This is a genomic window from Pseudomonas sp. Sample_20, from assembly GCF_004307585.1.
GTDB lineage: Bacteria > Pseudomonadota > Gammaproteobacteria > Pseudomonadales > Pseudomonadaceae > Aquipseudomonas > Aquipseudomonas atacamensis.
This window is the reverse complement of the sequence record NZ_RCOA01000102.1, coordinates 1-24,163: the sequence shown is the minus strand read 5'-3', so window position 1 is coordinate 24,163 and position 24,163 is coordinate 1. Positions and strand designations below refer to the sequence as shown.

Sequence of the window (24,163 nt, the reverse complement as noted above, 5' to 3'; positions counted from 1 at the left end):
CTTCCAAAAAGTTTCTTTAACAAAGGCGCAAACATATCGGCAGGATCTTCCACACTAAAGGGATGGAGGGCGGCCCCGTGAGTCGCCCGTGCAGCCCTCATGGCCGCATGCGAACGAGCATTCTACCCGGAAACGGTGGTGAGGAAAGTGGCGATGTTCCACGATGCTGGCACTGCGCTTTGACGGGGCTCACTTAAAATAGGGGCGTTTTGCTCAACTTCAACCCGTCGGGGGAAAGAAGTCAGGCGTTGATTTAATGAGCAAATCAGGGACAAAAGCAATGGCCCAGAGGTTCCGCAGCTTTCTGCTACCATGGCGCCTCTGTTCCTTCAGGTGTTCGATCATGGCGTTTCGCCCTCTCACGGCCAGAGCACCCGCCGTTCTGTTACGCGAAGCCAAACCGCTCAAAGCCATCCTCGGCCATGCCCAGCGTCTGGAGCATTTGCAGCGCCTGCTCGAAAGTCAGTTGCAACCGGCTGCCCGCGAGCATTGCCGGGTGGCCAAGTGGCGCGAAGGCGAGCTGTCGCTGGTGGTCACTGACGGCCATTGGGCAACGCGCCTGCGCTATCAGCAGAAACGCCTGCAGCGGCAGCTGCAACTGTTCGAAGAGTTCGCCAACCTGACGCGGATCAAATTCAGCGTGCGCCCGCCGATCGTGCAGCATCGGGCGGTTGGGCACACCATGGATCTGTCGAGCAGTGCGGCAGAGACGATTCAGTCGACGGCCGACGGGATCAGCGATCCGGGATTGCGCGCGGCGCTGGAGCGGCTGGCGGCGCATGCCAAAAGCAAGACCTGACCGCGCACACCATTCCGTGTGGGAGCGAGCCTGCTCGCGAAGAGGCCGTGTCAGACGACATTGATGTTGAATGACACAGCGCTTTCGCGAGCAGGCTCGCTCCCACAGTCTTGATCTTCGATTCGCCTGAGATCAGCGGCGCTTGCTGCCACCCAATAAAGAGCCCATCAACCCGCGCACCAACTGCTTGCCGAGATTATTGGCTGCCTGGCGCATTGCCGACTTCAGCGCCTGCCCTGCCGCCGTGCCGAGGAATTCTCCCGCGCGATCAGCCAGGCTCGGCTCTTCGGCCGCCGCTTTGCCCGCTGGTGTTTCAGCCTCGGGCGCCAGCCCTTTGCGTCCCATCAGGATTTCATAGGCCGACTCGCGGTCGATCGGCTTGTCATAACGGCCCTTGAACGGTGAGCCGGCGATCAGCACGGTGCGCTCGGTTTCGGTCAGCGGGCCGATCCGCGACTGCGGCGGTGCCACCAACACACGCTGGACCATTTCCGGCGTGCCCTTCTCGGTCAGCGTGCCGACCAGCGCCTCACCAATACCTAACTCAGTCAGCACCGACAGACTGTCGAACGCCGGATTCGGCCGAAAGCCATCCGCGACCGCACGCAGGGATTTCTGCTCTTTGGCGGTGAACGCACGCAGGCCGTGTTGAATGCGCAAGCCCAACTGCGCCAGCACGTCATCCGGCAGATCCGCCGGCGACTGGGTGACGAAATACACGCCAACACCCTTGGAACGAATCAAACGCACCACTTGCTCAAGCCGCTCCTGCAAGGCCTTGGGCGTGTCGCCGAAGAGCAAGTGCGCCTCATCGAAGAACAGCGCCAGCAGCGGCTTGTCAGCATCGCCGCGCTCGGGTAGTTGCTCGAACAACTCGGCCAGCAGCCACAGCAGGAACGTTGCGTAAACCTTCGGCGCCTCGTGCACCAGACGGCTGGCGTCGAGCAGATGGATGCGTCCCCGGCCATCGGCGCCCGGTTGCAGGATGTCTTCAAGTTGCAGCGCCGGCTCGCCGAACAAGGCTTCGGCGCCCTGCTGTTCCAGCGTCGCCAAACGGCGCAGCAGCGCCTGGCTGGAACCGGTGGTCATCAGCGCCGCGTCTTCGCCGAGCAACTGCGGGTTGTCCTTGAGGTGATTGAGCAGCGCTTTCAGATCCTTGAGATCCAGCAGCAACAACCCTTCGCGATCCGCCACTTTGAAGGCCGCGTACAGCGCCGACTGCTGACTGTCGGTCAGCTCGAGCAGGCTGCCGATCAGTAGCGGACCCATTTCGCTCAGCGTGGTGCGCAGCGGATGTCCGGATTCACCGTGGATGTCCCACAGCGTGACGGGATAAGCCTGCGGCGTGTGACCGAGCCAGGGCATGCCGGCGATGCGCTCGGCCACTTTGCCCTGCGGGTTGCCAGCGGCGCCGAGCCCGCAGAGGTCGCCCTTGATGTCGGCGGCGAACACCGCCACACCGGCATCGCTGAATGCTTCGGCAAGACGCTGCAAGGTCACGGTTTTACCGGTGCCGGTGGCGCCAGCGATCAGCCCGTGGCGGTTGGCCAGGCGCATGGCCTGAGCGATGGGTTGCGCGGCCGGATCAGCGCCGATAACGAGTTGCGAAGAGTCAGGCATTTTCTCACCCAATGGTTAATCTTTGATGACACATGGCCGATACATAAATTGGATAGACCCATCAGAAAACCGGGTCGGACATTTCCCTAAGGAGAGCCGGAAATATCAATTTTTCAACCTTGCCCATAGTGCGCGTCTCTATCAAAGCACGCCCAGGACATTAAGACCTTAGCGGAACCCCAAGCCATGAACAAAAACCTGCGCTTCAGCCATAAGATTTTGCTTGCCGCCGCTCTCATCGTCATTGCCGCTTTCGCCTCGTTCACGTTGTACAACGACTGGCTGCAACGCAATGCGATCCGCGATGATCTGAACAACTACCTCAATGAAATGGGCGAGGTCACCGCCGGCAACATCCAGACCTGGCTCAGCGGGCGCATCCTGCTGATCGAGAACGCCGCGCAGAACATCGCCATCAACCCGGAACCTGCCACGGTCGCCAGCCTGCTGGAACAGAAAAGCCTGACCTCGACGTTCATGGCCACCTATCTGGGCGATGCCACTGGCCACTTCACCATCCGCCCGGACGTGAAGATGCCGGACGGTTTCGATCCGCGCGTACGCCCTTGGTATAAAGGTGCCGAAAGCAGCAGCACCTCGACCCTGACCGAACCCTACATCGATGCGGCCACCGGCCAGTTGATCATTTCCATCGCCACCGCGTCGAAAAAGGCCGGGCAGAGCGTTGGCGTGGTCGGTGGTGACCTGAGCCTGCAATCGCTGGTCGACACCCTCGCCGCACGGGATTTCGACGGCATGGGCTATGCGTTTCTGATCAGTGCCGACGGCAAGATCCTCGTTCATCCGGACAAGGCTTTGGTGATGAAATCGCTCAAAGAAGCCTACCCGCAGGACACGCCGCGCATCAGCAGCGATTTCAGCGAAGTGAGCGTCGACGGCAAAACCCGCATCGTCACCTTCGCCCCGATCAAGGGCCTGCCGTCGGTGAACTGGTACATCGGCCTGTCGATCGACAAGGATCAGGCCTACTCGATGCTCAGCGAATTCCGTACCTCAGCGGTAATCGCAACCATTATTGCCGTGGCAATCATCATCGCCCTGCTCGGTATGCTGATCCGCCTGCTGATCCAGCCGCTGCACGTGATGACCCGCGCCATGGAAGACATCGCCGACGGCGAGGGCGACCTGACCAAACGCCTGAACATCGTCAATAACGATGAATTCGGCATCCTCGGCACCGCGTTCAACCGTTTCGTCGAACGTATTCACGGTTCGATCCGCGAAGTGTCCTCGGCCACCGGCCAGGTCAACGAGGTCGCGCTGCGCGTGGTCGCAGCGTCAAACTCGTCGATGTACAACTCTGACCAGCAAGCTTCGCGCACCAGCAGTGTTGCCGCCGCGATCAATCAGCTCGGCGCCGCCGCCCAGGAAATCGCCCGCAACGCCGCGCAAGCGTCGAATCAGGCCAGCGACGCCCGGGGTCTGGCCGAGGATGGCCAGCAAGTGGTGGAGCGCAGCATCAAGGCGATGAACCAGCTGTCGAGCATGCTCAGCGCGTCGAGCACCAACATCGAGTCGCTGAACAGCAAGACCGTCAACATCGGCCAGATTCTCGAAGTGATCACCAGTATTTCCCAGCAGACCAACCTGTTGGCGCTGAACGCGGCGATCGAAGCGGCGCGCGCCGGTGAGGCCGGTCGTGGTTTCGCCGTGGTGGCGGACGAAGTGCGCAACCTGGCGCACCGCACGCAGGAATCGGCACAGCAGGTGCAGACCATGATCGAGGAGCTGCAAGTCGGCGCCCGGGAATCGGTGAGCACCATGAGCGACAGCCAGCGCCACAGCCAGGACAGCGTCGAGATCGCCAACCTCGCCGGCGAACGCCTGAACAGCGTGACCCTGCGCATTGGCGAGATCGACGGGATGAACCAGTCGGTGGCGACCGCGACCGAGGAACAAACCGCTGTGGTCGAGTCGATCAATGTCGATATCACCGAGATCAACACGCTGAACCAGGAAGGCGTGGAGAACCTGCAAGCGACCTTGCGCGCGTGCTCGGATCTGGAGCAGCAGGCTTCGCGTCTCAAGCAACTGGTGGGCAGCTTCAGGATTTAAGATCAAAAGCCTACCCCCTCACCCCAACCCTCTCCCCCAAGGGGGCGAGGGGAAAGGGAGCCGATCTTCAAGCTTTTCAATGCGAGCGTTCGGCTCGATATCGCAGGACATCGCAACAATCCCAAACACTCCGATCAGTCCCCTCTCCCTCCGGGAGAGGGCTAGGGTGAGGGGCGCGCAATCCCGACCGAACATCTATTCTGGATAAAGGTCAATCAAGGGAGAACGACACAGCGGAGGGTTGCTCACCGTGCATATCGCCGACATCACCATGTTCTACGCCCCGGCCAGCGGAGGCGTGCGGACTTATCTGGATGCCAAACACCGTCGCCTTGGCGAGCGCAACGCCATTCGCCACAGCCTGCTGATCCCCGGCGCGAGACTGGGTGAACATGACGGCATTTTCACGGTTCCGGCGCCCGCCCTGCCCTTCGGCAAAGGTTATCGCTTCCCCCTGCGCCTGGCGCCTTGGCGAAACGTCCTGCAGGATTTGCAGCCGGATCTGATCGAAGTCGGCGATCCCTACCTCACCGCATGGGCGGCGCTGGATGCGCGGCGGCAGCTGGATGTGCCGGTGATCGGCTTTTATCACTCGGATCTGCCGCTGCTGGCGGGCAATCGCATGGGCCATTGGGTCACACCGAATGTCGAGGCTTATGTCACGCGTCTCTACGGCAATTTCGACCGCGTTCTCGCGCCGAGCCAGGTCATGGCCGACAAGCTCATCGGGCTTGGCGTGCGCAATGTCCATGTGCAACCGCTGGGCGTGGATCTGCACACTTTCCATCCCGACGCCCGCGATCCTGGCCTGCGGGCTGAGCTGGGCATTGCCGAAGACACGCGCCTGCTGATCTTTGCCGGGCGCGGTTCCAAGGAGAAAAACCTGCCGGTGCTGCTCAAGTGCATGCAACGCCTCGGTCCGCGTTATCACTTGTTGTTGGTCGGCTCGTCGATGCCTGCGGCGGTGCCGGACAACGTCAGCGTTATCGACGAATTCTGCCCGGCGCCGAAAGTCGCGCGGCTGATGGCCAGCGCCGATGCGCTGCTGCATGCCGGCGACCAGGAAACCTTCGGCCTGGTCATCCTTGAGGCCATGGCCTGCGGCATTCCCGTGGTGGCGGTGGCGGCCGGGGCGTTTGAAGAAATCGTCAACGATTCCTGCGGCCTGCTCTGTGCGCCGAACAATCCGCAGGCCATGGCCAATGCCGTGCGTGAACTGTTCAGTCGCGGCTGTGCTCGCCTCGGTCAACAGGCGCGCCAGCACGTCGAACGGCATTACGCCTGGGACACCGTGGTCGACAGTCTGCTCAGCCACTATCACGCGGTGCTCGGCCATACGCTGCCACGGGTGGCCAATGGTTGAAGAAATGAAAGCTGTTTGCCTGGTGTTGCATGATGTGGCGCCCTCGACGTGGGCGGATTACCAGCCCTTCGTCGAGACTGTCGATGCCTTGGGTGATGTGCCGATGACGTGGCTGGTGGTACCGGATTTCCATCGCCACGATGCCCTTGATGCCAACCCGGCGTTTCGCCGAGTGCTCGATGCCAGGGTCGCCCGAGGCGATGAACTGGCGCTGCACGGCTACTACCACGACGATCAGGAACCCATGCCAAACACCCCGCGCGACTGGTTCATGCGCCGGGTCTACACCCACGAAGGCGAGTTCTATCGCCTGTCCCGCGAAGCAGCCCTTGCCCGCCTACACGCAGGTCTGGACATGTTTCAGCGCTACGACTGGCCGGTGCAGGGTTTCGTCGCCCCGGCCTGGCTGATGAGCGACGGCACCCGCCAGGCCTTGCGCGAATTGCCGCTCAGCTACACCAGCGAGCCGCAGCACCTTTATCGCTTGCCCGACTTCAGCGCCATCGATGCACCCGGGCTGGTGTGGAGTGCGCGCAGCGCCTGGCGGCGCGGCTTGTCGAAAATCCTCAGCGACCAGCGTGAACAGCGCTGGCGCGAGGCATCGGTGATTCGCCTGGGGCTGCATCCGGTGGACATGCGTCACCGCTTTTCTCGCGATTACTGGTTGCACACGCTGCAACGCCTGCTGGCGGAGGGACGCGTGCCGCTGACCAAAATCGACTGGCTCGCCCGACAGCGCGGTCAGCTGGAACGCGCAGCATGAAGCGCAGCCTGTTGTTGCTGATCGGCCTGCTGGCGGCGGTGCTGATTCCGGTACTGCTCGGCGGCGGCGAAACCTGGTCGCGCCTGCGCAGCTTCCCGCTGAACTGGCTGTTGATCATGTTCGGCATGATTCTGCTCTGCTGGGGCATCAATACGTTGCGCCTGCGTTTGTTGCTCGGCGACCAGCGTGAAAAGGTCGCGCCATTGAAAAGCCTCGGCGTGGTGATGGCGGCCGAGTTCGCGTACTGCGCCACGCCCGGCGGCAGCGGCGGGCCGCTGACGATCATGGCTCTGCTCGCCCGTTGCGGCGTGCGTCCGGCGCGAGGCAGCGCAGTGTTTGCCATGGATCAGCTCAGCGATCTGCTGTTCTTTCTCTGCGCCCTCAGCGGGATTCTGATTTACGCGCTATTCCAGCACCTCAGCGATCGCCTCGAGTGGCTGCTGACCGTCAGCGCCGTTTCGCTGTTTGGGGGGTTGTTCAGTTGCGTGTTGATCGCCCGTTATCACCGAGCGTTGATTCGCCTGAGCGGGCGGCTGTTGGCGGGGATGAACATCACGACAAGTACTCGCCGTCGCTGGGCGCGCAAGTTACTGCACTTTCTCGCGGCATTTACCGATACCTTGAAACTGCCCTGGCAAACGCTGGTTCAGGTGTTCGCCCTGACCTGCGTGCACTGGCTGCTGCGCTACAGCGTGCTGTATCTGGCCCTGCGCGGGCTCGGCGCGGATTTGCAGTGGGCATGGAGTTTTCTGGTGCAGATGCTCTCGCTCGGCGCCGGCCAGTTCAGCCTGTTACCCGGCGGCGCGGGAGCCGCAGAATTGACCTCGGCCGCGCTGCTCGCACCGATGGTGGGCAAGTCCACCGCAGCGGCGGCGATCCTGATCTGGCGCGTGGTGACGTATTACTTCTATCTGTTGGTGGGCGGGCCGGTGTTCGTGTTGATGCTGGGCAAGCCGTTGCTGAAGAAGTTGATGAACGTCAGGCAGGCTTCTTAGGTTCGTCCTGCTCTTGCTGGAGTTGCTCCCAAAGCTCGGCGGCCCCGGGGAATTCGGTGCCGTCGTCCGGGCTCATGTCATCCGGGTCGTAACGACTCAGGCAACCCTCGCCGAGGGTGGCGGGCGCTTTTGAAGTGGCTTTGTCCAGTGGATCGTTCATGGCTTTTCCTCGGGCTCAAATGACAAGGGCCTGAGCGATTCAACGCCCAGGCCCCTGGTTTTTCAAGCGTGGCGTGCTCGATCAGAACACAACCGTCTTGTTGCCGTGCACCAGCACGCGGTCTTCCAGGTGATAACGCAGGCCGCGGGCCAGCACCATCTTCTCGACGTCACGGCCGAAACGCACCATGTCTTCGATGCTGTCGCTGTGGCTGACACGCACCACGTCCTGCTCGATGATCGGACCGGCATCCAGTTCTTCAGTCACGTAGTGGCAGGTCGCGCCGATCAGTTTCACACCACGCAGGGATGCCTGGTGATACGGCTTGGCGCCGACGAACGATGGCAGGAAGCTGTGGTGGATGTTGATGACCTTGTGCGCGTATTCGCGACACATGTCCGGCGGCAGGATCTGCATGTAGCGCGCCAGCACCACCACTTCGGCATCGTGTTGCTTGACCAGGCGCGACACTTCGTCGAACGCCGGCTGCTTGTCCTGTGGATTGACCGGCACGTGGTAGTAAGGGATGCCGTGCCACTCGACCATGCTGCGCAGGTCGTCGTGGTTGGAGATCACGCAGGAAATTTCGCAATCCAGTTCGTCGCTGTGCCAGCGGTGCAGCAGGTCGGCCAGGCAGTGGGATTCGCGGCTGGCCATCAGCACTACGCGTTTTTTCTGCTCGGTGTCGGTGATGCGCCAGTCCATCGAGAACTCTTCGGCGATCGGCGCGAACTTCTCGCGCAACTCTTCAATACCGAACGGCAGCGAATCGGCACGGATTTCGTGACGCATGAAGAACCAGCCCACTTGATTGTCAGAGTGGTGGCTCGCTTCGGTGATCCAGCCATTATGAGAGGCCAGAAAATTACTGACTTTGGCAACGATGCCAACGCGGTCCGGGCAAGAGATCACCAGCCGAAAAGTGCGCATGAGGGGGAAACTCCAGAACTTCACAAAGGCCGCCATTCTAGCGACTGCGCAGGAAAACTGCAGTACGCATACGCGCCGGGTGGGACAAAGCATGGTGAAACGGCTTTCTGACGCAGGTCTTCCGTCAAGACCGTGACGCTTTAGAAGGGCTTTTGTCAGACAACTGTAAATATCTGTGCTGACTGCATCACATTATTTAACTGAACATTCAAATCGCGGCTAATTCCTGTAACTCATTTAAATAAAAAGCCGATCTAAATGTTTACTTGATGAAACAGCCTGACTATTATTGCGGCACTGTCCCCTGTCATTCAGCATTCTACAAAAGGTAGTACTCATGTCCTTGATCAACGAATATCGCGCCACCGAAGAAGCCATCAAAGAGCTGCAAGCCCGTCTGAAGAACCTGTCCGAAGACGACAAACTGCAAGCCGAACTGGAATTCGAAGGCAAACTGCGCACGCTGATGGGTGAATACTCCAAGTCCCTGCGTGACATCATCGCGCTGCTGGATCCAGAAGCAAAATCCAAGGCTCCACGCGGCGGCGCAGTGAAAACTACCGGCACCAAGCGTGCACGCAAAGTTAAGCAATACAAAAACCCGCACAACGGTGAAGTCATCGAAACCAAAGGTGGCAACCACAAGACTCTGAAAGAGTGGAAAGCCAAGTGGGGCGGCGACGTGGTTGAAGGCTGGGCGACCCTGCTGGGCTAAGCCGCAACGCCTTCGCAGAGCGATCCGCGAACAAAAGAACGCCAGCCAGCGCTGGCGTTTTTTTATGCCCGTGATTTATTGTCCGCGCATGTTCGATTTCACAGATTCAAACGTTTGCGTAATGCCTGGACATAATTCTGCCAATCATTGAGCACCTCTCGCTGCATCGGTGACGCACTAAGCGACCATTGCTCGGCGGCCTCGATAAATGACTGCACGGTATTCGGCGCACCTGCCTCGGGTTGCGTCAGGCGCTGCTGACAAAATAATTTCCAGCGCTCTTGCTCGGCCACATCCAGGGTGTCCGGAAAGTTGCGTGCTCGATATCGAAAAAGTAATTCAGGCAAACGTTCATCATCGAAAGGCCACTGCTCTTGCGCCAATTGCGCAGGGTCGGCCGTTCGAACTTGTTCGCATAAACGACGATCACGATCACCGATAAATCCATCGTACAACTGCTGCTCGGGATCTTCGCTGGGAGTGAAATCTTCGCTGGCATAAATCGCCGCGACTTTATCTTTCCAGACTTGTTGTGCGTCAGTTAGTCGCACTGCCCGCTCCTGATAAAGCGCCATGTCCAGCCCAAGGCGCTGCTGGTCTTGTGCGCGCAATACCGCCAGCGGCGCTACAACCGGACAACGATTGATATGAATCAGCTTGAGCGGTACCGGTAACTCACCTTCGGCCAACTCATCGCGACGGGTATAAAGACGCTGACGCAGGGCTTGCGCATCGAGGTCCAGCAACCCCTGCGGATCAAGATGCAGATCACAGACGATCAGGGCGTTGCGATTCTTCGGGTGCCAGGCCAGCGGCAGCACCACGCCGACATAACTGCGCGCCGCCGAGAAACGCCCGGACACATGCACCAGTGGCTGCAACAGGCGGATCTGATCCATCACCTTCTGTTTGCTGCGCAACTGGAACAGCCACTCGTAGAGCTTGGGTTGTTTCTCGCGAATCAGCCGCGCCAACGCGATGGTAGCGCGCACATCCGACAGGGCTTCGTGAGCGTGCCCGTGATCGATATTGTTGGCCGCCGTGAGGCGTTCGAGCTTAAGGGTCACGCGGCCTTCATCATTGGTCGGCCAGACCAGACCGTCCGGGCGCAATGCGTAAGCGGCGCGCACTACGTCGATCAGATCCCAGCGACTGTTGCCACCCTGCCATTCACGGGCATAGGGGTCGAAGAAATTGCGATACAGGCTGTAGCGGGTCATCTCATCGTCGAAACGCAAGGTGTTGTAACCGGCGCCACAGGTCCCCGGTGCGGCCAGTTGCGCATGCACGCGAGTCATGAAATCGGCTTCGCTCAGGCCTTTTTCAGCGAGCTGGCCGGGGGTGATGCCAGTGATCGCGCATGCCGCCGGGTGCGGCAGGATATCTTCGCTGGGCTGGCAATAGAGGTTGACTGGCTCGTCGATCTCGTTGAGCGCATGGTCGGTGCGAATCCCGGCCACCTGCAGCGGTCGGTCGTTGCGCGGATTGATGCCAGTGGTTTCGTAGTCGTACCAGAAGATTGAAGTCACGGGCGAATCCTGAACAGAAGATCGGCGAAGTCTAGGCGTTTCAGGGTTGCCACGGCCAGCCCGGTCGCCCTCGAACAGCAATTTCTCCAGATTCCTACAACTGGAATGCATTGCCCTTGTGGGAGCGAGCCTGCTCGCGAAGGCTTTCCGTCAGTTGCACATAGGCTGACTGATCCACCACATTCGCGAGCAGGCTCGCTCCCACACCCGAGAGGCTGCTAGCATCAGGCGCACTTGCACCCCGAACAGGCGAAGATCAGGTAGCCCATGCTCGAGCCCACAGCACCGCGAAGGAAAGCACCGCTGGATACGCGCCATCAGGTCGAAACGCCGGAAGGCATCGATCTGCCGTTGCGTCCCGCTGGGCTGATGGTGCGCGCCGTGGCGTTTGCCATCGATCTGGGCATTCGCGGCTTGATCCTCGGTGTGCTGTTTATCGCACTGGCGTTTCTCGGCAAGCTCGGCATGGGCCTCGGTTCCTTGCTGCTGTTTGCCATCAGCTGGTGGTACATGGTGCTGTTCGAGGTGCTGCGTCAGGGCCGTTCGCCGGGTAAGCAATGGCTGGGTTTGCGCGTGGTGCACGATGACGGCACGCCGATCGGCTGGTCGGCCTCGCTATTGCGCAACCTGCTGCGCTTTGTCGATCTACTGCCCTTCGGCTATTTCCTCGGTGCGCTCAGTTGCCTGCAACACCCGACCTTCAAACGCCTCGGCGACATTGCCGCCGGCACGTTGGTGGTTTACAGCGAACGGCCGCTGAGCCGACCGCAACTGCCTGACGCTGAACCTCGTCGCTGCCCTGTCCCACTCACCCTGAGCGAACAACGGGCCATGCTCGGTTTCGCCGAGCGCCAGGCCGAACTCTCTCCCGCACGGGTCAACGAGCTGGCGGCATTGCTGGCGCAGCCGTTGCACATCTCTGCGCCCAAAGCCGTGTCTGAACTCAACGGCATCGCGCGCGGTTTGTTGGGGCCGACCCCATGAAGCAGAGCCTGTTCGAAAGTCGCCACAAGGCCGAATGGGAGCGCTTCGCCGTGGCGCTTGAACGCCTCGAACACGGCAAGGATACGGCGCAAGTCAGCGATTTTCCCAAGGCCTATCGACGTCTCTGCCAACATCTGGCTCTGGCCCAGGCGCGTGGCTACAGCAGTTTTCTGATCGATTCATTACAGCAGCAAGTGCTGCGCGGCCATCAACAGCTCTATCGGCATCGCAGTCGCCTCGGGGCGCTCATCATCAGCTTTATCCTCGCCGACTTCCCGCGACTGGTGCGCGAACAGTGGCGCTTTGTTGCGGCCGCCAGCCTGTTGTTCTTCGGCAGCCTGATCGGTTTCGGCGTGCTGGTTTATCTGAACCCGGAACTGATCTACAACCTGATCCCGGCCGAACAGGTGCGCGAGATGCAAGGCATGTACGACCCCGTCGCCGGCCACCTCGGACGCTCGGCCGAACGGGCGGCCAGCGAAGACTGGGTGATGTTCGGCTATTACGTCATGCACAACACGGGCATCGCCTTTCAGACATTCGCCAGCGGTTTGCTGATGGGTGTGGGCAGCGGTTTTTTCCTGCTTTACAACGGCATGATCATCGGCGCGGTGGCCGGGCATCTCAGCGAGATCGGTTTCGGCCAGACCTTCTGGTCGTTCGTGATCGGCCACGGTGCGTTCGAACTGAACGCCATCGCCCTCGCCGGAGCGGCGGGCCTGAAGCTGGGCTGGGCGCTGATCGCCCCCGGACGCCTGACATGTGGCGAGGCGCTGCGTCTGGCCGCGCGCAAAAGCGTGTTGCTGGTGTGTGGGGCCATGCTGTTCCTGTTGATCGCAGCCTTCATCGAGGCTTACTGGTCGTCGAAAACCAGTGTCACGCCGCTGACCAAATACGCCGTCGGCACCGCGCTGTGGCTGGCCGTTGCGGTGTATCTGCTATTTGCCGGAAGAATTCGTCATGCGCCTGAGTGACGCCAGCGTAGTGATCCGCCCGCGCACGACTTGGGAAGCCATGGACCTGGGCGTGTTGATGAGCCAGCAGCATCGGCGATTGTTGATGACCAGTTGGGCGATCGTCACCCTGCCGCTGTTCGCCCTGCTCAGCCTGTTGCTGTGGGATTCGCCATCGCTGGCGGTGTTCATTTTCTGGTGGCTGAAACCGGCCTACGAACGCCTGCCGCTGTACATCCTCTCCAAAGCGCTGTTCGGTGAAACCCCGACGCTCAAGCAAGCCTTGCGTGAATGGCCGCGCCTGCTCAGGCCGCAACTGTTGGCGAGTCTGACCTGGCGCCGGCTGAGCCTGAGTCGCAGCTTTGTGCTGCCGGTGACGCAACTCGAAGGTCTCGACGGCGAGGCCAGACAACAACGTCTGCAGGTGCTGCTGCAACGTAACGGCGGCGCCGCGCAATGGCTGACGATTATCGGCGTGCATCTGGAGACCGCACTGTGGATCGGCTTGATGCTGCTGTTCTACATGCTCTTGCCGCAGCAGATCGAAACCGACTGGGACTGGCAGTCACTGCTGCTCGCCGCCGATCAGGACTGGCGCTGGCTGGAGCACCTGACCAACGTTTTTTATGCGCTGATCCTGGTGGCCTGGGGACCGGTGTATGTCGCCTGCGGTTTCAGCCTGTACCTGAACCGCCGCACGCAACTGGAAGCCTGGGACATTGAACTGGTCTTCCGCCGTCTGCGCCAGCGCTTGAACAACGGCGTGCTCGGCGTGTTGCTGGCGGCGTGTCTGCTGCTGCCGAACCTGCAACCGGTGTGGGCCAGCGATGCGCCGGATGCTCCACGGTTGCTCAATCAGCCGCTGACCAGTCAGGCATCGCGCGACAGCATTCAGTCGCTGCTCGAACAACCGCCGTTCAAGAACAAGGAAAGCGTCACCCGTTACCGCTTTGGCGACGACCCGGCGAGTCCGGCCAAAGACGCGCAAGCGGGTGAGGCTCCGCAGTGGCTGAAAACGCTGCTCGGCTGGCTCGACGATCGGCACCTCGATACCCTCGCCGGCGTGATTGAGGTGGCGTTGTGGGGCACGCTGATTGCTGCGCTGGGCTGGCTGGTCTGGCGTTATCGCGAATTCCTCCGGGCTTTCGTCAGCCGCCGCCCGAACCTGCCAGCGCGCAGCAAACCGCCGGCGTCGCCACAAGTCTTCGGCCTCGATCTGAACCGTGAAACCCTGCCGGATGACCTCGCCGCCAGCGCCGAACAATTGTGGCTGAGCGAACCTCGCGCCGCGCTGGGTCTGCTCTATCGCGGCCTGCTCAGCCGTCTGCTGCATGATTTCAACCTGACGCTGAAAGCCGCCGACACCGAGAGCCAGATCCTCAAACGCATTGAACAACTGCAACGCCCGGATCTGATCGCCTACAGCCGCAACCTCACCGTTCATTGGCAAAACATGGCCTACGGGCACCGACTTCCAGCTGCGCACCTGCAAGCAGAGCTGTGCAACGGCTGGCGTGAATTGTTCGGCAAAGGTGCCGGGCATTGAACCGGCGCATCGGCTGGTCGTTGGCTGCGCTGGCGCTTCTGCTGCTTGGCGGCTTGAGCCTGTTTCTCTACCTCAAGGCCCGGCCCTATCAGGAAACGGTCGATCACGGCCCCTCGCCTGCCGCGCAAGCCAATCCTTATCTGGCGGCGGAAATGTTCCTGCGCGAGCGCGGCCTCGCGGTCAGTCACGCCGAGACCCTGGCGGTACTGCCGCAGATCGATCCGCACAGCCACACCTTGTTGTTGTTCGGCGAGCGCGCACGGATGACGCCGCGTGAAGTCGATCAAGTGTTGAACTGGACTCGCGCCGGAGGACGTCTGGTGTTCGTCGCCGAATCGTTGTGGGATGCGCAAACCGGGCAAAGCAATGATCTGCTGCTCGATAAGGTGCAACTGCACCAATCGCTGAGCAAGGACTTGAAAGATCCTCCCGAGGATGGGGAAAAGGACCGTTTCCCGAAACTGACCAAACTGTATCTGGAAGACGAAGACGCGCCGGCCTACGCCGGTTTCGACACCGACTTCCACCTCGACGACCCGAACAATGTCGCGCAAGCCTGGGCCAACAGCGCCAAAGCCACGCACATGATGCAACGGGTGTACGGCCTCGGCACGATCACCGTGGTCACCGATGCCGAGCTGTGGAAAACCGGCGCTATCGGCAAATACGACAACGCCTGGCTGCTCTGGTATCTGAGCGCCGACACCGACGTCACGCTGATTTACGACACGACGCACGATGGTTTGTGGACCTTGCTCTGGCGCTACTTCCCGCAGGCCATAGTCGCCCTGCTCAGCTTGATCGGCCTGTGGTTGTGGCAGGCCGGCGTGCGTCACGGCCCGGTGCAAATGCCAGCGCCAGCAGGTCGACGCCAACTGCTGGAGCACCTGCGCGCGAGCGCCGATTTCCTCCTGCGCCACAACGGCCAGCAGGCGCTGCTGCAAGCCTTGCAGCAAGACATCCTGCGCCGCGCCCGCCGCCGCCATCCCGGTTTCGATCAATTGAATGTGGCCGAGCAATGGCTGGCGTTATCGCGCCTGACCCGGCAACCCACCCGGGCCATCAGCCAGGCCCTGAGCCCACGTCCGAAGCAGCGTTTGTCCAGCGCCGAATTCAGCCGTCAGGTCGCTCATCTGCAAACCTTGAGGAACGCGTTATGACTGAACAGATCGAGCCCGGCAGCGTGACGCACGCTGCCCAGCAGCGCCAGCGCGCCAGCCAGTTGGCGCAGGCGGTGCGCAACGAATTGAACAAGGCGCTGATCGGCCAGGAAGCGGTGGTCGACGATGTCCTGACCGCGCTGATCGCCGGCGGCCACGTGCTGCTCGAAGGCGTGCCCGGGCTGGGCAAGACCTTGCTGGTGCGGGCACTGGCGCGATGCTTCGGCGGCGAGTTTGCGCGCATCCAGTTCACCCCGGATCTGATGCCCAGCGATGTCACCGGCCATGCCGTCTACGACTTGCAGACCGAGCAGTTCAAGCTGCGTAAAGGCCCGCTGTTCACCAACCTGCTGCTGGCCGACGAGATCAACCGCGCCCCGGCAAAAACCCAGGCGGCATTGCTCGAAGCCATGCAGGAGCGCCAAGTGACGCTCGAGGGTCGCGCCTTGCCCATCGCGCAACCGTTCATGGTGTTGGCAACGCAGAACCCGATCGAACAGGAAGGCACCTATCCGCTGCCGGAAGCCGAACTCGACCGCTTCATGCTCAAGGTGCGCATGGATTATCCCGACGCCGATCAGGAGCTGAATATGGTCCGTCAGGTCTGTCGTTCGACCCGCGCCGACATGCTCGATGTGCAACCGCTGCGCACAGTGTTGCAAGCCAAAGACGTGCAGGCGTTGCAGCGTATTGCCAGCGATCTGCCGCTGGACGATCAGGTCCTCGATTACGCCGTACGCCTGGCGCGCAGCACGCGCACCTGGCCGGGGCTGACCCTCGGCGCCGGGCCACGCGCCTCGATTGCACTGGTTCGTTGTGCCCGTGCCCGGGCGTTGTTGCGCGGCGGCGAGTTTGTAATCCCGGATGACATCAAAGGCTGCGCGCTGGCGGTGCTGCGCCATCGCGTGCGCATCGCACCGGAGCTGGATATCGAAGGCCTGCAGGTCGATCAGGTGCTCACGCAATTGCTCGATCAAGTGCCGGCGCCGCGCCTGTGAAACCCTCGCGTCTGCTGCTGATCTGGCTGGCGCTGCTGCTGGGCGTCAGCATCGTGCTCGGCGCCTTTCAAGCACTTGGCAGAGAGCTCCCGTCGAGCCTGATTTCGATCAACTGGGGGTTGCTCCTGGCCCTGTTGGCCTTGGCGGTTATCGACGCCGTACGCCTCAGACGCCTGCCCTCGCCGCGCATCAAACGGCAGATGCCCGGCAGCCTGGCGCTCGGGCGCTGGGGAGAGGTAAAGCTGCAAATCGCCCATGAGTTTGCCGAGCCACTGAAGATCAATTTCTTCGACCACGTACCCGACGGCCTCGCGTTTGAATATCTGCCAACAGTTGTCGAGCTTCAACCCGGCCATGTCAGCCAGCTCACCTACCGTCTGCGACCTCTCGAACGCGGGCATTTCTGCTTCGAACAGTGCGAAGTCAACCTGCCCAGCCCCTTGGGATTATGGTCCGGCAAACGCCTGCTCAGCGTCGGCGACGAGACCCTTGTCTACCCGGACTTCGCCCGGCTTTACGGCGGTGAGTTGCGCGCCGTCGACAACTGGCTCAGCCAGCTCGGCATACGTCAGCGGCAACGTCGCGGGCAGGGTCAGGAATTTCATCAGCTGCGCGAATTTCGCGAGGGCGACAGCCTGCGCCAGATCGACTGGAAAGCCACCGCCCGCCAGCGCACGCCGATTGCCCGCGAGTACGAAGATGAACGCGATCAACAGGTCATCTTCCTGCTCGATTGCGGCCGGCAGATGCGCAGTCACGATGGTGAGCTGTCGCACTTCGATCACGCGCTCAATGCCTGCCTGCTGCTCAGTTATGTGGCGTTGCGCCAAGGGGATGCGGTGGGCATGAGTACCTTTGCCGTTGATGAGCCGCGCCATGTCGCGCCAGTCAAAGGCAGCGGCCAACTGAACGTTTTGCTCAACGCTGTTTATGACCTTCGGAGCACCCAGCGCCCTGCTGATTACCAGGCTGCCGCCAACCAGTTGTTGGCCCGCCAAAAGCGCCGCGCGCTGGTAGTGCTGGTGACCAACTTGCGCGATGACGATGATCAAGTGCTGGGCGCGGTCAAACGGTTGAGCGCGCAACATCGGGTGCTGGTGGCGAGCCTGCGTGAACAGGCGTTGGATACATTGCGCCAGAGCACGGTACAAACGTTGCCCGAGGCACTCGCCTACTGCGGCACCATCGATTTTCTCAATGACCGCTCGCAACTCCATGAGCGGCTGACTGCCCATGGCGTTGCAGTGATGGATGTTCGGCCCGCCGAGCTGGGGGCCGGACTGGTGACAAGCTACATGAGCTGGAAAAAGACCGCTGCGATCTGACAGATTCGATCAGTTGGTGACTGCAACATACACAGCGTCGCTGTCCGAAGTGCCGTCGCTGTTTTCTACTTTGACGACCAGCGAAATCTGATCCGTAAGGTTCATCGGCCGCCAGTGAGCCTGGTATCGCCCGTTGTGATCGGTAAACGACTCAGTGAACGGTGCTCCATTAGTGGAAACAAGGATTTTCCGTCTGGGCATGGGCTCTCGCCCCTCCTTGGCCACAATCAGCGCGGTCATGGAGACGTAGGTCTGCAAGGGAACCGGATTAGGCGACGCAACAACGGATTCCACCGCTGCTGGACGCTCAGTGACGGTCAACCAGAGCGTTTTTACCACCCAGCCAGCCAAACCACCCTTTACCGACGCCCGCAACGCAGCCTCGCCTGCTCCTTCCAGGACAATGCGCGCCGTTGCCTTGCCTTCGGCATCCGTCAGGGTTGTCGGCAGCGAGGTGCGGTCGTACTCCCACATCACTTCGACATTGGCCAAGGGTTGCGCGGTACTGGCTGAAACGACCAGGACTTGCGCGGTCATCTGTTGCCCCGGATACCCGCTCGGATCATCGCTGACCAGTTCCTTGATCTCCCGGGGCTCGTGCAGCAAAAACGGTAAGGAAATCGACTCCGAATACAGCGCATCGCCCACCGTGGCGGTCAGTTGCGCCGCACCCGGTGTTGTCGGCACGAACCGTATCCGCGCTTCACCGTAGAAGTTGGTAGTAGTGGTCACCTCACCAAGGTCCGGACTGCGCCAGACAACCTTCATCCCCACCATTGGCCTGTTACTGATGGCCGAAACAATGACGACCTGCTCCGACACCGCCTCGCCCCAGAGCAGTGTCTGACTGCTTCGCGAACGCTCGGCGATCTTTACCACCTGTTCGCCTTGCCCCAGCGACATCGCAATGACCGGAGACAACTTGGCCAACCGCGCCGAGGAAAAGCGCAGGCCGAAACTCCCGTCCTTGAGGTCGCCCGCGTTGAACCGATAGGTCATTCCAGCGCTCGAGAAAAGCCTGGGGTCACCCAGACGTGGCTCCTCGAAGCGCAAGCCCAATTCCGCCGGCCCGGTGCCGGTCATGCCCAGTGTCAGATACTGGTCATGCAGCGCACTGCCCGGCGGAGCACTCACGCGCAATTGGTGCTGCCCGTTGCGCCGAGGGAATTCAGCGCTATGGCCCAGTGGCTGAAACGGTCGGGAGTCGAAACTGTATTCGAATCCGGCCCAGGGATCCCCTTCCAGCGCTAGAACCTGCATGGAGCGGAGCTCTTCAAAACGGTCATAAGGGCTGATAACCGCCGCTGTCACCACATGCTCACCTGCCGTGGTTGGCGCAAAGGGAAAACCACTCCAGCCGTCGGCCCCCGTCCTGTGCTCTTCGCTGCTGCCGTCGGCTGTCCATTGAACAGGCACTTGCTCCAGAGGGAGGTCGGGACGATAAGGGGAGCGTACCTTCAGCCACATCCACGCAGGATCCTGCCCAATGACCGGATCCACCGCAGATGCACGGGCGTCTTCGATCGTGATTTTATTGTGGCCCAGGGTCATCGTATTGATGTCGCTCAAGCCAAAGAAACTGATAATGAACTGAAGTTTGAAAACCCCGGGTTTGGTACTTTTTGAACAGTCCAGCGTCCAGGTAAACCCGCTGTCGTCCACAACATTTTCGCTTTTGGGGGGTGGGCTCAACTCGATTCCGAGCTCCGCCGCCGGGCTTCCAGTCCATATCAGATCCATGGGGATACCCACTAAAGGACTCAGCGCATTGGTGCGGAAGATATAGCGATGTATAGCGCCAATACACGGAAAGAGCGGCTGCCCCCTGAGATCGGTCATCTGATCCAGGACCACGGTCATTTCTTCATGGAGGTCAGGTGATAACAGTCGGCAAGAAAAATCCTTGTTCGTGAGAGTGTCGGTGAACAAACTCACCTCGAAAATACTGCTGGTACTTTCGATACGATCAGAGCTGAACAACCAACTCAGATCTTCCCCTTCGCGCAATATTCTCGGTATATCAAGGTCGCTCACCGCAAGCCCGATCTCTGGCTTTGCGTTGCGCCAACCGAGCGTAATTGCCTTGCCAATCAGCGGGCTGTTCTCAAATGCACGGATCGTCAGGATGTGCGTCTTGCCTCGCTTGCAAGCGATTCCGTCACTGGAAATTTGAAAGCCATCAAACGTGATCCTGACCTTGTCCTTCCACTCGTCTCGTGCAAACGCCGTGACCGAAAACGTGTGTCCATCTGCCGGCCCGCCTTCGTAGGCTCTCACACTGGCGGTAATCGTCTCGTTGCTCAAAGCCTTCAACGGCCGGTAATACAGGCTGGCCCAGCCACCGCTGCCAGTACGAGACTTGACAATACCCTCGGGGGTTTGCCAGTCGACGAACGCATCAATTACCGGCTCACCGGCACCTTTGGCAGTGACATGCACCACCTGCACTCGCATCAAGGTCTTTTCGTAGTTCTCGACAACCGGCGAAATATTCGGGCCGCGCGTGTCAGCGATCCTGACCTTGTTGCGCGCCAGCGACATGGGTTTACGCGGCGATGGCAGTAACAACTTCGAGCAGACCAATGACAGTTCGAAGCGACCATCCAGCCAGTCCTCGCAGGCCAGCGTCCAGAGACTATCGTCGCCATTGAAAGCGACCGGTTGCTGGAGTGGCGGGTTGACCGTGACCTTCAACTCTTCATGCCCGACGCCGCTCCAGTGCAGCGATAGATCAGTCGCCAGCAAAGGGCTGTCGGCGGGCAAGCGCACGATGAAGGGGTAATCAGTGCCGCGATTGGGATAACCGGTCGCGCCCCACAGGGTTACCTGCTCTTCGACAACGCAATGCAAGTCGCGCCAGGGGTCGGTCGCCAGCACCGTGACTGGAAATTCGTGAGTCACCTCGCCATTGCCGTAATAAGCGCTGTCGACCGACGCTGTGATGACAAAATCGCCGGCTTGCTCAGGGACGAAATCGAAGTAAGCCAGGCCCTGTTCATCAGTGACTGCGGTGCCCTGCACGCCCTGCCCGATACTCGTCCACCTGACCTCTCGACCATCAAGCGAACGGCCGGTGTAGAACGAAAGGACCTGCACGCCCAACCGGACGCTTTGTGCATACTCGAGGACGGGGTAATACGCCGCGGTCTGCACCTCGCGAAGCGCCAATCGATGATGCCCCAGCGACACGTCAATCGCATAAGGCTCGGTGTTGTACTGGTTCACCAGGTTTATTGTGAAGTCATGACTTTGCTCTTCTCCCATATCCGGGCAGTCGAGCGACCACTGCGACAGCAGCGGTTGATCGACTCCCCAGTCAGGGGTTGCCTTGACTGCTTCCAATGGGTTGCCCTGAATGATCAGTGCGATATCCGTACCCAGCCAGACGCTGCCGTCTACAGGGGTAAAAGACAGACGATGCGCAATGTACAAAGAGCCGTCCGGGTCATCGCCAAGGGAAGCGCCCAGGCAAAGGTGTAACGTCTGGCCTGGTGGCAGAACTTCGTCATCCAGTCGCACCGTCTGCAGTTGCAATGGTTCAAGCTTCAGTTGCAGGTCGATTCGAGTGATGCAGATTGTCGAACTACGGTCGCCCGCGTTGCGCGGGACACCGCTGACCTCGAAGCTCAATTCGTCATCTTCGACGAACGCCAATTGATCCAGTGATCTTTGATACACCCGCGGCTTGAATTCCAGCGGCTGCTCCGCCCCCAGTCCGGCGTCTTCGTGCACCTGTTTCCGGCCTTCTTCTGCCGTGAGTTCGATGCTCATTAACACATCGCCGCTCTTGCGGATGTGCAACCAGCCCGATTCGCCCGACCATGAAACTCCGGGCCGCAGTTCGCACAGAAACGTCAGTTCGTAACCCGCGCGGGCGCCGGGGGTCTTGGGTGCCTTGATTACCTGTGTAGCCGAAGCCCCGACACCGACCTCCATGAAATTGACTAACTCGTCAGCATAGAATTCTCTCGCCAGGCCAATCATCCCGCTGGGGCGCCACTCTTTGAGCCGATCGTTGAAGTCACCATTGAGCACCAGATTCTGATTGTTTTGCACGACGGGCTCACTCATGGTCGCCTGCTCCTTCGACTGGCATCTTCAAACTGGCGTTTTCAGCCTTGGTAACCAGGTCTGTGACTTTTTGGGCGAACGTCGGCTCGCCGGCTTTGGCGGTGTAGCGCACGCGGATAATGATATCGGTCAAGGATTTGAGCATTGCAGCTTGTGGCTGTTTTAGCGGTCGAGGAAAACTCAGTCGCCAGTGGGAAACCGCACCCGTGCATTCAAACGGGTTGAGTAAACCTTCATCAGGTTTCTGGTGGGTCAGGCCACTGTCGGAAAGCCCTACCGATAAAACGATCTGCTGAGCGCTGCGCAGGTTGAACACCAGATCGCCAGGTACACCTGAGGTCGGCGTATGCAGGTACTGCACAGACTGTGTGGTGGGCCGGGTCGCCGTCACGCTACTGATCTGCAGCAAGGTTGCCCGGACATCCTCGTAAGGACCGGTCAGGACAGGCAGATCCACCTCCACTGAACTGATCTGCCTGCAGAAATGGCCGGGGTAATCCCGGTCGAACAGCAACTGGGTCAGTCTGAACTCCAATACACCTGTTGCCATCAATTGCTGGTGTGCATCTGCCCAACTGCTCACGCCCTCTTGAGGCTCGATGCCGTCGTCGCACAACTGCCGCAAGGAAACTGTTTTGACCAGCTCCAGCCGCCGCTCGTAGCTTTGCAAGCGCCTGCGTTCCTGGTCCAGCAGATACATGTGCAACTGTTCGCCAGAGCCCAGACCATAACGGTGATCGAGCCAGGCCTGAGGTAAAGGGACCGGTGCATCATAATCGCCGGTTTCAGCAGCCAGCGAAGCCTGCGCACTGAGGCACAGACTGACGACCGCGTCGTACGCCTGGTAGTGCAGGGCTTTTAGCTGGCCAAGCATCCAGCCGAACAACTCGGCATTGCTCGCGCGTTTTTTTAGGAAGTTGAACATGGTCAACGCTTGACTGTTGGCCCGAAGCGTCTGTTCAAGGCTGGATCTTGCTGCGTTGACCGCATGGCTTTGCGCTTCGATCTGCGCATTGATTGCGCCCACCTCCGCCAGCGCCTGATCGCGTTGCAGCGCCCATTCAGTGCGGCGGCGACGATAGCCTTCGGTCGTGGCTTGTCGGTCGGCGTCGATTTGCAGCAGTGACGAAGAGACGTCAAAACCGAAAGCCATTGCATCGAATGCGTGTTCGGGCTTGAAGCCACCGTTGGAAGTACCATAGATTTTCGGCAACGCCGCGATGACGCCCCCTGCCACTCTGACGGCTTTGGCCTGCAGGGCTGAGGTTTTCGACTGCTGCAGGCTGGCCATGACCTGGTACTCGATCGGCGAAACGTTTTCGTTGTAACGCGTTGCATAGGCATCGGCCCGCTCCTGCGCCATTGCCCGGCTTTGCTGCAGCGCTGTTACATTCGCCTCCAGTTGGGCGATGGATTGTTCCTGCACCGTTTCGGCGTAACGGCCCAACTCCAGCAAATGGTTCTGCTGCAGTTCCTCTTGTTCGGCACGGTCGCGTTGTTCAAGCAGTCGCAGCACCAGACTGCCGAAATCCCGCAGACTCTGTACCCCACGCAGTGCGACTTCGAACGTGACACGCCAACGGTAGGCATTGACCACCAGCCGCCCCCCCATCGGTCTGGGTCCGGCCGCGCTGCCAGCGGCCAGATCGCGGAGCAATTGCCTGGGATCCGTCATCGGGCTGAACAGCAATATGTCCAGCGGTTTGCCATCGATGGTGAGATTGTCGCGCAGGTAACCAAGCCGTTGCTGCGGCCTTGCAAACAGGTCGAGCAGCGATTGATTGATCGGAATTTCAAAAGGTTTGCTTGCCAACAATCCCAGCATCGGCGGGGTATCGGAAGCGATCGGGTAATCCGCCAGGTTGAAATCCCGCGTATTTTCAAGCGCTTCAAGAGGCGGTCGTGAATCACTCTGGGCCAGAAGGTTTTCAACGGTGGCGGTCTGCCAACGAGTCGCTGTGTCGGCGGTGGGCGCCTTGCCCATCAGAAACCCGGCCTGGACGTAGCAGAGCTTGGCGGCCACCAGACTGTCACGGGTCAATTGGCGGTAATACCAATCGCCCCACGCCATCAGGTTTTCCACATAGTCAGTGAACATCAGGATCTGAAAATGCGCGGGTGCGGCATAGCCAATGGCATCCGGATCAGAGGGATTCTGGATCTCCCACCCCGGATT

General features: G+C 60.5%; 17 protein-coding genes and 1 pseudogene. 12 read left to right on the top strand and 6 right to left on the bottom strand.

What is annotated here, in order from left to right; genetic code table 11:
- The first annotated feature begins 343 nt into the window (after positions 1 to 343).
- On the top strand, positions 344 to 799 hold the full coding sequence (locus tag D8U70_RS20965; protein ID WP_041479804.1) for a DciA family protein: 456 nt from the start codon (positions 344 to 346) through the stop codon (positions 797 to 799).
- Positions 800 to 931: 132 nt separating this feature from the next.
- Here D8U70_RS20965 and D8U70_RS20960 read toward each other — a convergent pair whose 3' ends face one another.
- Complete coding sequence (locus D8U70_RS20960) at positions 932 to 2,419, bottom strand: helicase HerA-like domain-containing protein (protein WP_041480025.1); 1,488 nt, start codon at positions 2,417 to 2,419, stop codon at positions 932 to 934.
- Positions 2,420 to 2,605: 186 nt separating this feature from the next.
- Here D8U70_RS20960 and D8U70_RS20955 point away from each other — a divergent pair, with 186 nt between their 5' ends.
- From D8U70_RS20955 to D8U70_RS20940, 4 genes are all read left to right on the top strand, one after another.
- A complete protein-coding gene (locus D8U70_RS20955) occupies positions 2,606 to 4,495 on the top strand; it encodes a methyl-accepting chemotaxis protein (RefSeq protein ID WP_024014101.1) in 1,890 nt (629 codons plus the stop codon).
- A gap of 271 nt (positions 4,496 to 4,766) precedes the next feature.
- On the top strand, positions 4,767 to 5,858 hold the full coding sequence (locus tag D8U70_RS20950; protein ID WP_174823899.1) for a glycosyltransferase family 1 protein: 1,092 nt from the start codon (positions 4,767 to 4,769) through the stop codon (positions 5,856 to 5,858).
- Positions 5,851 to 6,621, top strand: a complete 771-nt coding sequence (locus D8U70_RS20945; protein WP_130929639.1) for a polysaccharide deacetylase family protein — start codon at positions 5,851 to 5,853, stop codon at positions 6,619 to 6,621. Before D8U70_RS20950 ends, D8U70_RS20945 begins: the two co-directional genes overlap by 8 nt.
- Positions 6,618 to 7,616 carry a lysylphosphatidylglycerol synthase transmembrane domain-containing protein gene (locus D8U70_RS20940; RefSeq protein ID WP_076563957.1) on the top strand — a complete coding sequence of 333 codons (999 nt, stop codon included), beginning with the start codon at positions 6,618 to 6,620 and terminating at the stop codon, positions 7,614 to 7,616. The genes D8U70_RS20945 and D8U70_RS20940 overlap by 4 nt, the downstream gene beginning before the upstream one ends.
- Here D8U70_RS20940 and D8U70_RS27780 read toward each other — a convergent pair.
- Together D8U70_RS27780 and purU are read right to left on the bottom strand one after the other, a co-directional pair.
- Positions 7,600 to 7,776: a hypothetical protein gene (locus D8U70_RS27780; protein WP_167351306.1), complete on the bottom strand. Its 177-nt coding sequence runs from the start codon at positions 7,774 to 7,776 to the stop codon at positions 7,600 to 7,602. The genes D8U70_RS20940 and D8U70_RS27780 overlap by 17 nt on opposite strands.
- An 81-nt stretch (positions 7,777 to 7,857) precedes the next feature.
- Positions 7,858 to 8,706 carry a formyltetrahydrofolate deformylase gene (gene purU / locus D8U70_RS20935; RefSeq protein ID WP_016773477.1) on the bottom strand — a complete coding sequence of 283 codons (849 nt, stop codon included), beginning with the start codon at positions 8,704 to 8,706 and terminating at the stop codon, positions 7,858 to 7,860.
- A gap of 337 nt (positions 8,707 to 9,043) precedes the next feature.
- Here purU and mvaT point away from each other — a divergent pair, with 337 nt between their 5' ends.
- Positions 9,044 to 9,421, top strand: a complete 378-nt coding sequence (gene mvaT / locus D8U70_RS20930) for a histone-like nucleoid-structuring protein MvaT (protein ID WP_016773476.1) — start codon at positions 9,044 to 9,046, stop codon at positions 9,419 to 9,421.
- A 98-nt stretch (positions 9,422 to 9,519) separates the two neighbouring features.
- Here mvaT and sbcB read toward each other — a convergent pair whose 3' ends face one another.
- Entirely contained in the window at positions 9,520 to 10,950 is a 1,431-nt protein-coding gene (gene sbcB, locus D8U70_RS20925) for an exodeoxyribonuclease I (protein WP_130929638.1), read from the bottom strand.
- A 267-nt stretch (positions 10,951 to 11,217) separates the two neighbouring features.
- Here sbcB and D8U70_RS20920 point away from each other — a divergent pair, with 267 nt between their 5' ends.
- The 6 genes from D8U70_RS20920 to D8U70_RS20895 are packed head-to-tail and all read left to right on the top strand — an operon-like array spanning position 11,218 to position 17,916.
- Positions 11,218 to 11,934 carry an RDD family protein gene (locus D8U70_RS20920; RefSeq protein ID WP_130929637.1) on the top strand — a complete coding sequence of 239 codons (717 nt, stop codon included), beginning with the start codon at positions 11,218 to 11,220 and terminating at the stop codon, positions 11,932 to 11,934.
- Positions 11,931 to 12,908, top strand: a complete 978-nt coding sequence (locus D8U70_RS20915; protein ID WP_122704334.1) for a stage II sporulation protein M — start codon at positions 11,931 to 11,933, stop codon at positions 12,906 to 12,908. Before D8U70_RS20920 ends, D8U70_RS20915 begins: the two co-directional genes overlap by 4 nt.
- Complete coding sequence (locus D8U70_RS20910) at positions 12,895 to 14,433, top strand: DUF4129 domain-containing protein (protein WP_122704312.1); 1,539 nt, start codon at positions 12,895 to 12,897, stop codon at positions 14,431 to 14,433. The genes D8U70_RS20915 and D8U70_RS20910 overlap by 14 nt, the downstream gene beginning before the upstream one ends.
- Positions 14,430 to 15,593, top strand: a complete 1,164-nt coding sequence (locus tag D8U70_RS20905) for a DUF4350 domain-containing protein (RefSeq protein WP_122704314.1) — start codon at positions 14,430 to 14,432, stop codon at positions 15,591 to 15,593. Before D8U70_RS20910 ends, D8U70_RS20905 begins: the two co-directional genes overlap by 4 nt.
- Positions 15,590 to 16,591 carry a MoxR family ATPase gene (locus D8U70_RS20900; RefSeq protein WP_073471957.1) on the top strand — a complete coding sequence of 334 codons (1,002 nt, stop codon included), beginning with the start codon at positions 15,590 to 15,592 and terminating at the stop codon, positions 16,589 to 16,591. The genes D8U70_RS20905 and D8U70_RS20900 overlap by 4 nt, the downstream gene beginning before the upstream one ends.
- Entirely contained in the window at positions 16,588 to 17,916 is a 1,329-nt protein-coding gene (locus tag D8U70_RS20895) for a DUF58 domain-containing protein (protein WP_130929636.1), read from the top strand. The genes D8U70_RS20900 and D8U70_RS20895 overlap by 4 nt, the downstream gene beginning before the upstream one ends.
- Before the next feature lie 9 nt (positions 17,917 to 17,925).
- Here the strand turns inward: D8U70_RS20895 and D8U70_RS20890 are convergent, their stop codons facing one another.
- Both D8U70_RS20890 and D8U70_RS20885 read right to left on the bottom strand, forming a co-directional pair.
- Complete coding sequence (locus D8U70_RS20890) at positions 17,926 to 21,987, bottom strand: Ig-like domain-containing protein (protein ID WP_130929635.1); 4,062 nt, start codon at positions 21,985 to 21,987, stop codon at positions 17,926 to 17,928.
- A pseudogene (locus D8U70_RS20885) lies at positions 21,980 to 24,163 on the bottom strand (insecticidal toxin complex protein TcaB2); the annotation flags it as partial. The gene D8U70_RS20890 and the pseudogene D8U70_RS20885, both read right to left, overlap by 8 nt.